This is a genomic window from Bacillus sp. EB106-08-02-XG196 (genome assembly GCF_013396335.1).
Lineage (GTDB): Bacteria > Bacillota > Bacilli > Bacillales > Cytobacillaceae > Neobacillus.
Window position 1 is genome coordinate 111,296 of sequence record NZ_JABWSY010000012.1, and the last position, 13,600, is coordinate 124,895.

The window sequence follows — 13,600 nt, forward strand, 5'->3', positions numbered from 1 at the left end:
TAAGGTTGTTGTCTAGGGTCTTTAACTGCTTTAAACTCGAATGCTCATTACTTCCGCCTACTTTTTAAATCCTTAAAAGAATAAAAGGTTCCTTTCCAGCTAATCCCTTCAGTAAATAACGTAATTAGGCTAGCAATTTACATTTTCTTTATATGATATAGAACATGTGTATTTAAAGGGCTCTTTATCTCAATCTTAGGGTGATTAAAATATTTTATAAAACTCATACCGATTTTTATCATTACGTTTTTCGAAGGAGTATTAACATCAGCAGTAAAACTATAAATATCACTAAAACCCAATTCCTTAAAACCATATTGTAAACATGCTGCCGCTCCCTCCGTTGCATATCCTTTTCCCCAAGCCTCTTGTTTCAAGCGCCATCCAATTTCTACACATGGTGTAAAATCTGCCTCGAAGTTTGCCCGATGAAATCCTATAAACCCTATAAACTCTTTATTTTCCTTTACATCCACGGCATATAACCCAAATCCACATTCTATAAATTCAGAGATAATTGATTTATAAAACACGGTTGTTTCTTCACTTGATAAGGTTTTAGGAAAATACTTCATAACCTTTTCATCCGCATTTAGTCGACTAAATGGCTCTAAGTCTGTATCTTCCCAGTCGCGTAGTTTCAATCTTGAGGTTTCTAAATAAATCATCATACACCTCCAAAAAAATTTTTATTTGAGAGTTTCATCACACTTTATTGCAATCTGAAAAGTATTAATCCAATGGCTTTTCGTTCAAAACTAAGGAATTCGAGCTTCGAATTCTAATCCTAGAAAATAACTAAGTCTACTTTCTTTAAAAAGATTCTCGAGATTGAACTCATTATAACATCCATCAATTTCATGATTTGCAATTGTAAGGTAAAATCTTTATAGAATCAAAAAAATTGGGCTATGAAGCTAATTAGTAAAATATTGATCTGACTAGTAATAGATCTCGTGAAAAATATTTTTAGAATAAAGGGGGAAGATAGGAATGACTGAATTAAAAGATTGGAAAAATGGTGCTAGCGGCCATAAATTCATAGCTTCTTTTAGCGGTGGAAAGGATAGTGTCTTAGCGCTATATAAAGCTAGGAAGGATGGAGAAGCACTTGGACTGATTGTCATGCTGGAGGAAGAGGGAAAACGTTCGAGATCCCATGGAATGCCACCGAAGCTCATACATGCCCAGGCTAAATCAATAGGTTTGCCCGTATATACTGCAGCCGCAAGCTGGACTGATTATGAAAAAGTATTTATGCAACTTTTAGAAAAAGCTAAAAATCAAGGAGCAGAAGTGTTAGTAACTGGAGACTTGGATATGCCTGCTCATGGCTGTTGGCATGAAAAAGTTACAAAGAATGCTGAATTAAAGCTGGGGATGCCCTTATGGGAAATGAATCACCGTGAAGCTGTCGAAGAGTTCATCAATCTAGGATTTGTAACGATCCTTGTTACTGTTAATCTATCACTTGGAATGCTCGAAGACGATTTAGGGAGAACATTAACCTATGAATATGTGAAGGAGCTTGAAGCTCGTGGGATTGATCCCTGCGGAGAAGGTGGCGAGTTTCATACCACAGTCATAGATGGTCCTATTTTTAAACATCCCATTCCAGTTCGTAAATGTGCAATTATCAAGGACGGAGAATATGCTTTTTTACCTTTGGAGCTGGATCAGATGGCTGATATGGGTACCTTATAATAAGGCTCTTTTCGTAAATTTTGTTGTTTTTTTTTGTACAAGACCCTGGATTAAGGACTAATCCTTATGGGGCACGCGAGATTTGTCCTCAAGACCCTGGATTAAGGACTAATCCTTATGGCGGCACGTGAGATTTGTCCTCAAGACCCTAGATTAGGAACTAATCCTTATGTGACTCGTGAGATTTGTCCTCAATCCCATCGATTAAGGATGAATCTTCCTTGCCGCATTCAAACTGGTTTGGTAAATTCGAAGGCAACCGAGACATATTCAGCGGCCTTATCAAAATCCTAGAATTAAATCTGTTTGAAAACAACAATCAATGCGAAAACAGCCTATAATAAAGACTTCCATCAGTGGTTTTTCCTCATCCCCCACTGATGGTGAGTAACATTTATAATAATTTCTAAGTAGAAACCTTCGCAATAAAATGAATCATCATGGTTTTAAGATAACCTTTATGCAATCATCTTCATGATTATTAAATTTTTCATAGCCTAAACTTGCCTGTTCTAATGGCAAGGTATGTGTAATGATTGAAGTTGGATCAATTTCCTTTTTTACAATAAGGTCATAAATTTCAGGCATTAAATGTCTAGCCGGCGCTTGCCCCATTCGAATGTTTACGTTTCTTGTAAAGAACGGACCTAGTGGAAACATATTGTAAAGACCCCCGTAAACACCTGTGATTTGAAGTGTACCACCTTTTCTTATCGCCTTCGTCGCAATTTGGATCGGTCCAAGCGTACCGCCTTGTAGTTTTAATTTCTGTTCGATAAATTCTAACGGAGACTTTTTTCCATCCATTCCGACACAATCAATTACTACATCTGCTCCACCCTTTGTTACTTCTTTCAGAACTTCCCCCATATCTTCATGTTCGGTAAAGTTAAAGATTTCCACCTTGTTTTCCCGTTTCGCGTGCTCTAGACGATAAGGAAGATAATCAACAGCAATGACTCTTTTAGCACCTTTTAACCACGCAAACTTTTGAGCATATAATCCAATCGGCCCACAGCCTAGTACGATGACGGTATCGCCCTTTTTCATCCCTGAATTGATTACACTCCAATATGCCGTCGGAAGTACATCTGATAAAAACAATAAATTTTCATCCTCTAATTCACAATCCTTTGGAACCACAAAAGGTGTAAAATTGCCAAAGGGAACTCTTAAATATTCTGCTTGACCTCCAGGGTAATCCCCAAATTTTTCTGAATAGCCAAAATAACCACCAGAGTCATAATGTGGATTCGAGTTATCACATTGGCTTTCTAGCTGATGGTTACAGTAATAACACTTTCCACAACCAACAGTAAAAGGAACAACAACCCGGTCGCCCTTTTTCACTTTCGTTACATCAGGTCCAACTTCTTCTACTATTCCCATCGGTTCGTGTCCAATGACATATCCGATGGGAAGTGGAAAATTACCTTGATACAAATGTAAATCAGATCCACAAATAGCCGTCGAGGTAACTTTAATAATCACATCTTCTTTGTCTTCTATAGCAGCATCATCCACATTTTTAACGGCAACTGAATGTTTCCCTTGATACGTAACAGCCTTCAATTACAGATCCCCCTCGTATTCATTTACTCCTATTGTTTCCAAAAAGGTATAATTCTAGCTACTAATGTTTAAAAAGAGATCCAATTGACTAATACGATTATTAATTAAATCATTCAGGCTCAGAGCACTTAGCCCTGAGCCTTCTGTGATTCGTATTAAATGTTCAAGTTTAATTCTCCATATTATCTACATAGAATGCATATTCCCAGTAGTTATCCTTAATTAAATGCACTTTCGTCCATATAAGCGATTTCCCAGATATGACCATCTATGTCTTGAAAGCCCCATACATACATAAAACCATGATCTTGCGGGTCGCTATAGGATTTCCCACCTGAAGACAATGCCTTATTTACTAACTCATCTACTTGTTCTCGACTTTCAGCTGATAGGCAGAAAATTGCTTCAGCAGAAGTAGTAGTATCCACAATTTCCTTTTTAGTAAATCCTTTGAAACGTTCTTCAACCATGATCATAGCATAGATATTGTCATAGATAATCATACAAGATGCAGTCTCATCGGAGAATTGTGGGTTGAACTCAAAACCTAATTCCTTGAAAAAGTTTGTGGATTTGTTTACGTCTTTCACAGGAAGATTGACAAAGATATTTTTGGATTTAAATTCCATTCTTTTATCACCTCTTGCTGATACTATCATAGGCAATAAAGGCAAGTCAAAATGCTAAAAGAGGCCCTCAATGGACCCCTTTAAGAGTTATTTAGACATATATGAACTGCTGCCCCAAGTATTGTTGAACAAAGTTACATTAATCGATAATTTCATTTACTTTAGTAGAACGAATCGACAGCCACGGATCAATCGCAAAAGCAAACTGTCCGGTTAGGCACAGAGATACATGTCCTGCCTCCACATGCTGATAGGTTTTATCTTCACTTGAAATAAGGTCCATGATCGGAAGGCTTTGTGATTCTAGCACTAATTCATCCCTTGTAGATGTTATTACCAATGTACTGCATTTAATATTGGTTAAATCCACCATCTGACCGCCAATCTTCATTTCTCCTTTTACAAGCTTGTTATCTTTATATAATTCATTCATCATTTGCTTAAATGCTGCACCCGAAAATGTAACGGCATCTTTCATCCATTTGTCCATATGCCGCCACTTATCAACATACTTTTGATCGTGAGCACGGGTGACCAGATTAATGGTTGGTCCGATGTTAAATCCTTGGAGCGCCATAAAGATTGCATATAAAAACTCTGATGGAATTACTTCGTAAGCATCTGCAAACCGGTCAAAATTGATTGTCCCGTTTTGAAGTGCTTTAACCCATTTATTAGGAACAATGGCGTCGCTGTAGTCAACTGGTACTGCAGCCAGAACGAGATTTTTGATTGGCAGATCTGTTAGTGATGTTAGCATTGCTGAAAGCATTCCACCAAGACAATAACCCACCAAAGATATATCTTCTGCACCTGAATGCCTTAGGGTTCGTTTTACCGCAACTTCCAGATAGTCGATAAGGTAGTTATCTAAAGTGAGATCCTTATCTTCCAAGCCAGGAGAGCCCCAATCTAGTAAATAGACATCGTACCCCATTTTTGTAAGGTTGCCAACGACACTTCCTTCCTCAGAGATATCCAGAATATACGCTTTATTTAATAGAGAATACACCAAAAACAAGGGGGTCTTATACTTTTTCTCTGGAGCAGGGTGATACCACAAAACAGATTTATTTTTTTTCCAGACTGCTTTTCTAGGTGTAGACTTAATTTCTGGCTTTGGTTCACTCATGACTTTATAAATAGTGTTCCACCTCTGCTTCTCAGTGTCAAGATTGAGAACAGGGATATTTACTAGTGATTTAACCGCCATCATTTATTCCACCTTCACATTATTTTCCTGTCAGAACTGGTTCTTTTTTTTCTTTCTGCAAAAGCTTCTTCATCGCCTCAATCTCATTTTGCATTTCAGATAATTTTGTAAGCTCCTGTGATGCCTTTTGCCATTCTGAATGGAGATGTTTGGTGAATTCTATGATTTCAGCAAGCATTTTATTTTGCTCCTCCGTAGCTAAAGCAAAGCTTTCTTGTAAATTCCAGATTTGCTCTTCGAGAATATCTATTTTTTCTTCAGCTTGGATGGTTTGTTTGACCGCATTGGCTACATCATTTTTGGTTGGTAGATTCATATAATTAGCCATTAATTCCCGATTTCTTTTTAACATCTCTATATATCTAGAATTTGCCTGAATGCCAACCTTTGTTATTTGGATCAATGGGTTGTTATTAAGGGATTGAAATAGTAATCCATTTAAACCTTTTTCCCACATTCCACTTACTTGTCTAAATGAATCGTAAGGATTATTTTCGGACATGAACTCTCACCTCTGTTTGATTTTTTTTTTGTTCTCCAATACATGTTTTTTCGGTTGTTTCCACTTCACTCCTATCAATATGAATGAATACTCATTCACTACTTATTACCTGTATTTTACATTGGAAAATTGTAACTTACAATAGCCCAAATTGAAGATTCTGAAAACATTTATAAAATTGTTTAGTAGATTTTCTTTTGAGAAGTTATTATCGTAATTTTAAATAGAAATTCTGTAAAAACCCTATAATAAATTATTTAGAAAAACACCAATCAATGCGAAAACAGCCTTACAAAGTCCCCAATTTCTTTTACGGCCTTTTTGGCTTCAGGTAGTTTATTGCTTATTTGCCATACATGCCACATACCTTCCCAGACTTTTAAGTGTACCTCTACCCCAGCCTTACGAGCTTTATCCGCTAATAATTTGGCATCGCTTAACAAAATTTCAATACTTCCTACTTGAATAAACAATGGCGGAAACCCACTTAAATCAGCAAAAACGGGAGAAATCAATCTATTGTCAAGTGACTCCTCAGCTGCATATGCTTGAGCGGTTTTTCGCACAAGTTCCTTCACTAAATACGGATCTTTTTCCTTGTTTTCGATGTAGCTTTCACCCGAGCTTGTTAAATCAACCCAGGGAGACAGACAAATTACTGCTGAAGGAAGTGTTTCAGATTGATCTCTCAGTGCCAACGCAGCTGCCACCGATAAGCCCCCTCCTGCTGAATCACCTGCAAATATGATATTTGAAGATTCATAACCTTGCTTTAGAAGCCATCGATGAATTGTGAGAGTATCTTCAATTGCTGCAGGATATGGATGTTCAGGTGCAAGTCGATATTCAGGAAGGAGAACTTTTACACCTGATTCAATCATGATTCTTGCAGCCAACGATCGATGGGTATCTGCCGAGCAATAACCATATCCTCCTCCGTGCAAATAAAGAATCACCTTACCTGCCTCCGACTGGTTGTTAGATATCCACTCAGCGTAAATTCCTTCAATCTGAATTTGTTCAACCTTACAGTTCTTTGGCAACTTGGAGAATTTCCGGGCAAATGAATCGATGACGTACCTGCTTTCACCAATATCCTTTTCCTTCAAATTAAGTTTTTTGGCTCCAACTTTAATACCTTTTTTAATAAAATAGCTGCTTACACTTGGCAAAACAATCCTCCCCTTCTGAATCCCAAGCACAAAAAACGATGAGAAGTAATTATTCTCACACCTAATTTTACCAAAAATTTTTTTCCTGGCCACTAGTCACTATTGACAATTTTTAGGCAAGATTTCCTTCATTGTCCACCACCTGAACGAATGTTAATACTTACAAGTGTTTAGTTGAAAGAAGGATTACAGTTATGATCCTTTCAATACCAAAAAAGGATTTGCATTAACGCTATGAATCCTGCAGCTATTCAGATTCACGAGAGCAATCTAAAACGACCAATCATAAATAAAAACGGAAAAGGGGCTTATTTAATGCCCCTTTTCCGTTTTTATTCATCCTCACTTCAAAGGCTTACCTCAGATTATTATTTTTTACCCATTCAATAAGTTCTGATATGGCATCTTCAAAGTCAATAACAACGGTTCCATCTTCAGGAAGTTCTCCTAAACTGTTATCGAATTGGTCAATCCGAAGAGAAAGCTCCTCAATGTTTTCATTCGATGGTTGTTTCTTTTTCTTATATTGTTTTGCTTTTTGCAGTAGCTCGCTGAAATATTCATTATCTCCAAGTTCATCAATGCCACTCCAAACCTCTTGTAATGCACTCTCTAATTTTTGCACAGAAGAATGCAGCTTTTTTAATTTCTCTATGGCTGTGTCCATAACCTACTCCTCCTTCCTATTCCAAACCCATCTCATTTAATAATTTCTTTAACTGGATTAACTCCTCTTTAGATAGGGTAATACCTTTGCCCATTTTCTCATGGCTTTGGTCCCAATCCCGCAAATCATATTTCGGCTCACGGTCGTTCCAACTGATGAGATTTAGTTCCTTGTTCCATCCCTTTGCACCTTCAGAAATGATTCCTATCGTTTCCTTTATTTCATATTTTAAGCTGGCCATTATTACACCCCTTTTATTTTCTATACAATAATCTTCCCTTTTTATAAAATAGACACCAAAAAATCTTGAAAAAAACATCCAATTTTTTTCAAAAAAATGTGGTCGTTTTATTTGTTGTGTTATATAATAACTAATAATAATAAACCTGTTATATAACATTGAGAAAAGGGGTAATGAAAATGAACAAAACAGATTCAATCGCACGGAGAATTCTTGGTTGGAAGTTAAATAGATGGGACCGCTGGTTTGATTATGAAAAGGGTATTTTCATTCATGATTCTGAATTTCAACCTGAGCAAAACCTTGAACATGCCATGATAATCGTTAAAAGACTAGAGGAATTCGGGTTTACTTTTTCAACAGCTGGAGAATCCGAAGTTAGCTTTAATAATATCCGCGCGAAAGGTGAAACTTTAGCACAAGCGATTACCAATGCGGCCTACTCCATTATTGAACAACACTCCGTCGCCAACACCACTAGAATCTGGAGCACACTGTGCTAATATGTGAAATTCCTCCATTTTACTAAAACAACTGTCAAATGCCTAAATATATGTTAAAATCCAGTAGGTATTATTACCTAGGATATTACTACTATGATATATATTTGGGCGATTATTGGAAGTTTAATTGCTACTGTACTATTTGATATGATTTATTCCAAAATTGAGCTAGATAGTGAAATTGAAAAATCGTGGCATGCTTTGAATGATCAGCTTGAACGTGAAGGAAAACCTCGCTGGGATCAAATGGACCCTGATGATGAAGGTAAAAAATAAGAGTCCAAAGACATGAAAGTCTTAGGACTCTTTACATAGGAAAATTTAATTTCTAATCCCAACCATTTGATTATTCACCAACAACAGTAAATCTTTCATTAAGATGCTTAGGATTTTCAACTTCATCTACCACCGCGATGGCAAAGTCAGCATAGCTGATATAACCTTCATTTTTTGAATTAACAAGAAGATGATCTTTCCCTGACTGATAAGATCCCGTTCTTTTTCCTTCTGGATTGAAAATAGCAGAAGGGCTGATAAACGTCCATGTTAAATCAGAGGTCTCCTGTAATTCTTGTAGGTTCCTTGCTTGACCTTGTGCAGTTGGTTTAAACATATCCGGAAATTCAGGAGTATCGATTACTCTAACTGTTTTGTTCTCGTCGACAAAAAGACTTCCCGCACCCCCGACAACCATTAATCTTGTACTTATTCCTTTTAACGCCTCGATTAAAGCATGACCCGCAGGCACATTAGCTTGTTCCTCTCCAAGCGGCGCTCCAAAGAGCTGTAGATATTATATCCTTTCAGGTATAACGCGGTGAAACTTTCAGTATCGTCGGGTGAATCCGGATGTGGTAAAAGTACCACGGGTATGAGTTTAATTCGATTAATCAATCCAACTTCTGGTGAAATCTATTTTAACAATGAGGATGTGCTATCACTTAAGTATAAAGAATTAAAAGCATTTCGAAAGGACATTCAAGTAATTTTTCAAGATCCATATAGTTCCTTAAACCCTAAGTAAACAGTAAGGAACATCTTGAGGGAGCCTTATTTAATTCATAAAACCTTTTCAAAAATAAAATTGATGATCATGTTCAAAAGTTAATTGAACTTGTCGGCCTGGATTCTAGCTATTTGGACCGTTATCCACATGAGTTTTCAGGGGGTCTGCGTCAACGAATTGGAATCACCAGAGCGTAAGCTTTAAAACCTCAATTGATTGTTTGTGAGCCGGTTCAGCATTAGATGTCTCTATTCAGGACTTATATGCTCCACTACACTCAGGTCATGAGAAATAAATATATATGTTAAGTTTAACTGTTGCTGTAACACTTTTAGTAAATTTATGATTACCGAGTAGCCGTTATGTATTTGGGGGAAATCGTGGAAATGGGAATATGTGATCAAATTTTTAATGAACCAAAACATCCGTATACAAAGGCATTACTTGCGTCTATTCCAATAGCTAACCCACAAAATGCTGAAAATAAAAAAAGGGTTATGATCACAGGAGATTTGCCAAAAATTCTCCTAAAGGATGTCACTTTTATTCTGCCCGGTTAAAATGAAGCAATGTAAGGAAGTCTACACGGAAGTAAAAATATTGCCTAATCAACAACAAATTGCTTGTCACTTATTCTAAAATAAACCCGATTGTATATCAAAACGGCTACCGTATCGAAATAATCACGGTAGCCGTTTTGAGTATGTTCTATTCCTCTGACACTTTTACAAGCTGTTTACCTATATTATCACCTCGGAAAAGTCCCAGGAAGGCTTCAATCGTATTTTCAAAGCCCATAACCACATTTTCCCGGGATTGGATTTTCCCTTCTGTAAGCCACTGGGATAGCTGTGTTAAGCCTTCTTTGTTATGCTCTGCATAGTCAGTTACAATGAATCCCTTCATCGTGGAACTGCTCCTCAGAAGATGCCCCGCTACCCTTGGTCCGGGTTCTGGGTTTTCCAAGTTGTATTGGGAGATTTGACCGCAAATGATGATTCGCGACTGGAAATTGATCATGGTCATGACAGCATCACTCACCACTCCTCCCACATTGTCAAAATATACATCGACCCCGTCAGGACATGCTGTCTTAAGTGCGTTCTCCAGGTTTTCTGTTGTTTTATAGTTAATGGCTGCATCAAAGCCTAGTTCTTCGGTTAAATACGAACATTTTTCATCTGCACCGGCTATCCCGACAACTCTGCAGCCGTTCAGCTTGGCGATTTGGCCTACAATCATGCCGACTGCTCCAGATGCTCCGGATACGACGACCGTTTCACCTTGTTTTGGCTGCCCAATGTGCAATAGGCCAAAATAAGCTGTCAACCCAGGCATTCCCAGTACATGAAGAGCAGTTGAAACAGGTGCCAATTCCGGATTAATCCTGCGAATCGCGCTTCCATCAGATACATTGTAATCAGCCCAGTTTAGTCTTCCTCCTTCAATAAATTCACCTTCCTGAAATCTGGAATTTTTTGAAGCGACTACTTTTCCAACCAATCCTCCAAGGAACGGCTCACCGACATCATAAGGTTTGGCATAGGATATGGCATTCGACATCCGTCCGCGCATATATGGATCAACCGAAAGATAAAGGGTACGAATCAGAACTTCCCCTTCCTTTATCTCCGGTACTCTTTCCTCAATCATCTCGAAGTTACTTTTATCTGGTATTCCCATTGGCCTGCTGGCAAATAAAATTTTGCGGTTCACTAAGTTTCTCATCAAAATCACTCCCGTTTTATCATCTTTTTCAAAGTTACTTTCAAACCACTTTATACATGTACTATTTTCTTTGAACAAATACCTGCCCAAAAAGGACGATTGCATTTACTTTGCCAGTTTAAACTGATAATTAGTATGATTCCCTTTTTGGATAACCTCATCTTCTGGTGTAAACTCAATTTCACCCCTTCCTCAGTAACATCTCTTAAATATTTCTTGCGCCTAGGCTCTTACCACATCGGTATGTAATACTTGCCCAGTACTATATCTCGATTCTTCTGTCGCAAAGAAATTAACAGCATTGGCAATATCATTTGGTGTCAGTATGATGGAAGTTGGTTGCGCTTTCACTAAATATCTTGTACGTCTTGTCGTAAATTTAGAATGAGAGTTCTATCAATCAATCCTGGGGCAATATAGTAACGGTTACATTGAACTTGGCAAACTCTTCTCCACCGCCGCTCGGGAAGATTCCGAGCTTGATTTCTGGTAAATCGATTCGAACATGGGTTTCCGCAATTCTTAAATCGCAAATAAGGGCCAATTTACCCCCACCTCCCAAGTCATGCCGTTCAAGACAGCAATCGTCAGTTTCGTCAGAAAATCGATTTGATTCATCACTCCGTGGGTTTCCAACGCGATTTCTTTTACATCGTTTCATACGATCCTGGTCGGGAATTCTTTAATATCGGCGCCCGCCATGAACACTTTGTGTTTCCCGCACCGGTCAGGAGCGTCACAACCACTTCCTGATTCTTTTCTATGGCTGAAAAAACCTCTCCCAATTAACTGACCACTTTTCTGTTTATAACATTCAATGGAGGATTATCAATCGTAACAATGGCATTCCCATTTACTTTTTCAACATATATATAATTAGTCATGGGAATTTCCACCCCCTTTTATTGGAATACTCATACCAGCCTTTTCCCGTTTTCCTTCCAAGCGTTTCGGCTTTCACCTTTTCTTCGATGCAAGCAGCCGGCTTATCCTTGGGGTCTCCGGTCTCGGCATAGAGCTGTTGCAGACCGTAATACAAGACATCTACGCCAGACAGATCCGCCAATTCAAATGGACCCATTGGATGATTCAATGCTTTCTTGCAAACAAGATCAATTTCCTTAAAATCCGCAATTCCCTGCTCGTAGAGACTTATCGCTTCTCTTGATAAAGCGAATAAGATTCGATTGGCAATAAATCCGTATATTTCTTTGCGCAACAATACGGCTGTACGGTTCAACTGTTTGCATAGATCCATTGTCACCTGGGCCGTTTCTTCCGATGTCTTTTCGCTCATGACGACTTCCACGCAATCCATGACGAGCGGAGGGAAGAAGAAATGCATGTTACAAACTTTATCCGAACGCTTCGTTGCTTCTGCAATCAGCGAGTTGACAATCGTAGAGCTGTTGGATGCCAAAATGGCATGTGGCGGCGATACTTCATCCAATTCAGCAAACACTTTCTTCTTTACATCGAGCTTTTCGACTACCGCTTCAATGACAAAATCTGCATTAACTGCCGCTTCTTGCAAGCTGGTTGTAAACAATAACCGATCGAAGGCCAATTTTTTTGCTTCATTGGATATCTTTCCTTTAGCGACCCATTTATCCATGATCCCTACTAAGGTGGATTTCGCTTTTAGCAAAGACGCTTCACTAACATCCTGAATCGTTGTCTTGTACCCGCCCAATGCACACAACATGGCGATTTGATGCCCCATGGAGCCGCTGCCTACTATACAAATGTTTTTTATATCTTGAATATTCATCTTGTTTCAATCCTCCTATAATATTGATTTGCAAATACTAATCTATCAGTATATTATGGTGTAAAAAAAATGCTTCTACTCCAAACGTTGGGTTATCGGAGTCTCAAACAATCTCCAGAAGGAAGACCTAATTTTCGCGTTCCATTATAGTAGCGATCCCTTGTCCACCGCCGATACAAGCAGTCAATAACGCGAACCGCCCCTGAATCCGTTCCAATTCATATATGGCTTTCGTAGCAGAATAGCTCCAGTTGCCTCGGGCGGATGTCCGTGCGCAATAGCACCGCCATTTACATTGACTTTCGATAGTTCCATATTCAGCACCCCGGTTACAGGCAATCACTTAAGAAGCAAAGACGACGTTAATTTTAATGATATCCATATCCCTTATGGTTAGCCCGGATTTGTCCATCACCTTGATTGTAGCCGGAACTGGGCCAATCCCCATAATATTCGGGTCCACTCCCGCTACAGCATGTTGACGAACATCGACAAGCGGTTTCAATCCTAATTCCTCCGTTTTCTCCCTGGACATAATAACGAGCGCCGAAGCAGCATCATTTAATCCCGAACTGTTACCGGCCGTTACGGATCCGCCATTAACGAAAGCCGGTGCCAATTTAGCCAAACCTTCCCTAGTTGTATTCGGACGTGGATGTTCATCGGTAGCGAAGATGAAGGTTTCCCCTTTACTTTCGGAACAGCGATCGGAACAATTTGATCTTTAAATCGGCCTTCTACTGGCTGCTAAGGGCAAATTCGTATGGTTCCTCCTCCTTATTTTTTTGTTTGATAGAATCTACTGAATCAAAGACGTCAAACTCCTCAACCATCAGTGGAACACTCACTGCACAAGTTTGCATCCCTAGAATACTAACAAACTATAATACTT

General features: G+C 38.6%; 18 protein-coding genes and 3 pseudogenes. 5 read left to right on the forward strand and 16 right to left on the reverse strand.

Annotated features, from left to right (window positions below; genetic code table 11):
* Positions 1 to 137: 137 nt before the first annotated feature.
* Complete coding sequence (locus tag MLOOGBEN_RS19055; protein ID WP_179159858.1) at positions 138 to 668, reverse strand: GNAT family N-acetyltransferase; 531 nt, start codon at positions 666 to 668, stop codon at positions 138 to 140.
* Positions 669 to 993: 325 nt separating this feature from the next.
* On the opposite strand from MLOOGBEN_RS19055, the gene MLOOGBEN_RS19060 reads away from it, so the two are divergent.
* Positions 994 to 1,704 (forward strand): Dph6-related ATP pyrophosphatase, encoded by a 711-nt coding sequence (locus MLOOGBEN_RS19060; protein ID WP_179159859.1) that lies wholly within the window; start codon positions 994 to 996, stop codon positions 1,702 to 1,704.
* Between the two features lie 438 nt (positions 1,705 to 2,142).
* Here the strand turns inward: MLOOGBEN_RS19060 and MLOOGBEN_RS19065 are convergent, their stop codons facing one another.
* From MLOOGBEN_RS19065 to MLOOGBEN_RS19095, 7 genes are all read right to left on the reverse strand, one after another.
* Complete coding sequence (locus MLOOGBEN_RS19065; RefSeq protein WP_179159860.1) at positions 2,143 to 3,276, reverse strand: zinc-dependent alcohol dehydrogenase; 1,134 nt, start codon at positions 3,274 to 3,276, stop codon at positions 2,143 to 2,145.
* Positions 3,277 to 3,494: 218 nt separating this feature from the next.
* Positions 3,495 to 3,905 carry a VOC family protein gene (locus MLOOGBEN_RS19070; protein ID WP_179159861.1) on the reverse strand — a complete coding sequence of 137 codons (411 nt, stop codon included), beginning with the start codon at positions 3,903 to 3,905 and terminating at the stop codon, positions 3,495 to 3,497.
* Positions 3,906 to 4,044: 139 nt separating this feature from the next.
* A complete protein-coding gene (locus tag MLOOGBEN_RS19075) occupies positions 4,045 to 5,118 on the reverse strand; it encodes an alpha/beta fold hydrolase (RefSeq protein ID WP_179159862.1) in 1,074 nt (357 codons plus the stop codon).
* A 19-nt stretch (positions 5,119 to 5,137) separates the two neighbouring features.
* Positions 5,138 to 5,620, reverse strand: coding sequence for a polyhydroxyalkanoate biosynthesis repressor PhaR (locus MLOOGBEN_RS19080; RefSeq protein ID WP_179159863.1), 483 nt, complete (start codon positions 5,618 to 5,620; stop codon positions 5,138 to 5,140).
* A gap of 272 nt (positions 5,621 to 5,892) precedes the next feature.
* Positions 5,893 to 6,792, reverse strand: a complete 900-nt coding sequence (locus tag MLOOGBEN_RS19085) for an alpha/beta hydrolase (RefSeq protein ID WP_179159864.1) — start codon at positions 6,790 to 6,792, stop codon at positions 5,893 to 5,895.
* A 355-nt stretch (positions 6,793 to 7,147) separates the two neighbouring features.
* Positions 7,148 to 7,459 (reverse strand): hypothetical protein, encoded by a 312-nt coding sequence (locus MLOOGBEN_RS19090; RefSeq protein WP_179159865.1) that lies wholly within the window; start codon positions 7,457 to 7,459, stop codon positions 7,148 to 7,150.
* Positions 7,460 to 7,475: 16 nt separating this feature from the next.
* Positions 7,476 to 7,700, reverse strand: a complete 225-nt coding sequence (locus tag MLOOGBEN_RS19095) for a YdbC family protein (RefSeq protein WP_179159866.1) — start codon at positions 7,698 to 7,700, stop codon at positions 7,476 to 7,478.
* Between the two features lie 179 nt (positions 7,701 to 7,879).
* On the opposite strand from MLOOGBEN_RS19095, the gene MLOOGBEN_RS19100 reads away from it, so the two are divergent.
* Together MLOOGBEN_RS19100 and MLOOGBEN_RS19105 are read left to right on the forward strand one after the other, a co-directional pair.
* Positions 7,880 to 8,203: a BC1872 family protein gene (locus MLOOGBEN_RS19100; protein ID WP_179159867.1), complete on the forward strand. Its 324-nt coding sequence runs from the start codon at positions 7,880 to 7,882 to the stop codon at positions 8,201 to 8,203.
* Positions 8,204 to 8,296: 93 nt separating this feature from the next.
* Positions 8,297 to 8,479 (forward strand): hypothetical protein, encoded by a 183-nt coding sequence (locus MLOOGBEN_RS19105; RefSeq protein WP_179159868.1) that lies wholly within the window; start codon positions 8,297 to 8,299, stop codon positions 8,477 to 8,479.
* A gap of 70 nt (positions 8,480 to 8,549) precedes the next feature.
* Here the strand turns inward: MLOOGBEN_RS19105 and MLOOGBEN_RS19110 are convergent.
* Positions 8,550 to 8,984 (reverse strand): annotated as a pseudogene (locus MLOOGBEN_RS19110) (NAD(P)-dependent oxidoreductase); the annotation flags it as partial.
* Between the two features lie 36 nt (positions 8,985 to 9,020).
* Between MLOOGBEN_RS19110 and MLOOGBEN_RS19115 the strand changes: the two are divergent.
* Positions 9,021 to 9,227: an ATP-binding cassette domain-containing protein gene (locus MLOOGBEN_RS19115; RefSeq protein ID WP_179159869.1), complete on the forward strand. Its 207-nt coding sequence runs from the start codon at positions 9,021 to 9,023 to the stop codon at positions 9,225 to 9,227.
* A gap of 239 nt (positions 9,228 to 9,466) precedes the next feature.
* On the opposite strand, the pseudogene MLOOGBEN_RS29800 reads toward MLOOGBEN_RS19115, so the two are convergent.
* Positions 9,467 to 9,562 (reverse strand): annotated as a pseudogene (locus MLOOGBEN_RS29800) (peptide ABC transporter substrate-binding protein); the annotation flags it as partial.
* Positions 9,563 to 9,595: 33 nt separating this feature from the next.
* Here MLOOGBEN_RS29800 and MLOOGBEN_RS19120 point away from each other — a divergent pair.
* Complete coding sequence (locus MLOOGBEN_RS19120) at positions 9,596 to 9,769, forward strand: oligopeptide/dipeptide ABC transporter ATP-binding protein (protein WP_179159870.1); 174 nt, start codon at positions 9,596 to 9,598, stop codon at positions 9,767 to 9,769.
* 148 nt (positions 9,770 to 9,917) lie between these two features.
* Here MLOOGBEN_RS19120 and MLOOGBEN_RS19125 read toward each other — a convergent pair whose 3' ends face one another.
* The 6 genes and pseudogenes from MLOOGBEN_RS19125 to MLOOGBEN_RS29390 form a co-directional block, all read right to left on the reverse strand.
* Positions 9,918 to 10,937: an NADP-dependent oxidoreductase gene (locus MLOOGBEN_RS19125; RefSeq protein ID WP_179159871.1), complete on the reverse strand. Its 1,020-nt coding sequence runs from the start codon at positions 10,935 to 10,937 to the stop codon at positions 9,918 to 9,920.
* A 222-nt stretch (positions 10,938 to 11,159) separates the two neighbouring features.
* Positions 11,160 to 11,288, reverse strand: a complete 129-nt coding sequence (locus tag MLOOGBEN_RS29385; RefSeq protein ID WP_256989177.1) for a hypothetical protein — start codon at positions 11,286 to 11,288, stop codon at positions 11,160 to 11,162.
* Positions 11,289 to 11,337: 49 nt separating this feature from the next.
* Complete coding sequence (locus MLOOGBEN_RS19130; RefSeq protein ID WP_218781256.1) at positions 11,338 to 11,598, reverse strand: enoyl-CoA hydratase-related protein; 261 nt, start codon at positions 11,596 to 11,598, stop codon at positions 11,338 to 11,340.
* A gap of 219 nt (positions 11,599 to 11,817) precedes the next feature.
* The gene (locus MLOOGBEN_RS19135) at positions 11,818 to 12,708 is read right to left on the reverse strand and encodes a 3-hydroxyacyl-CoA dehydrogenase family protein (RefSeq protein ID WP_179159872.1); all 891 of its coding nucleotides are present in this window, start codon (positions 12,706 to 12,708) and stop codon (positions 11,818 to 11,820) included.
* 127 nt (positions 12,709 to 12,835) lie between these two features.
* A pseudogene (locus MLOOGBEN_RS19140) lies at positions 12,836 to 13,446 on the reverse strand (thiolase family protein); the annotation flags it as partial.
* On the reverse strand, positions 13,446 to 13,571 hold the full coding sequence (locus tag MLOOGBEN_RS29390) for a hypothetical protein (RefSeq protein ID WP_256989178.1): 126 nt from the start codon (positions 13,569 to 13,571) through the stop codon (positions 13,446 to 13,448). The gene MLOOGBEN_RS29390 and the pseudogene MLOOGBEN_RS19140, both read right to left, overlap by 1 nt.
* Positions 13,572 to 13,600 lie beyond the last annotated feature (29 nt).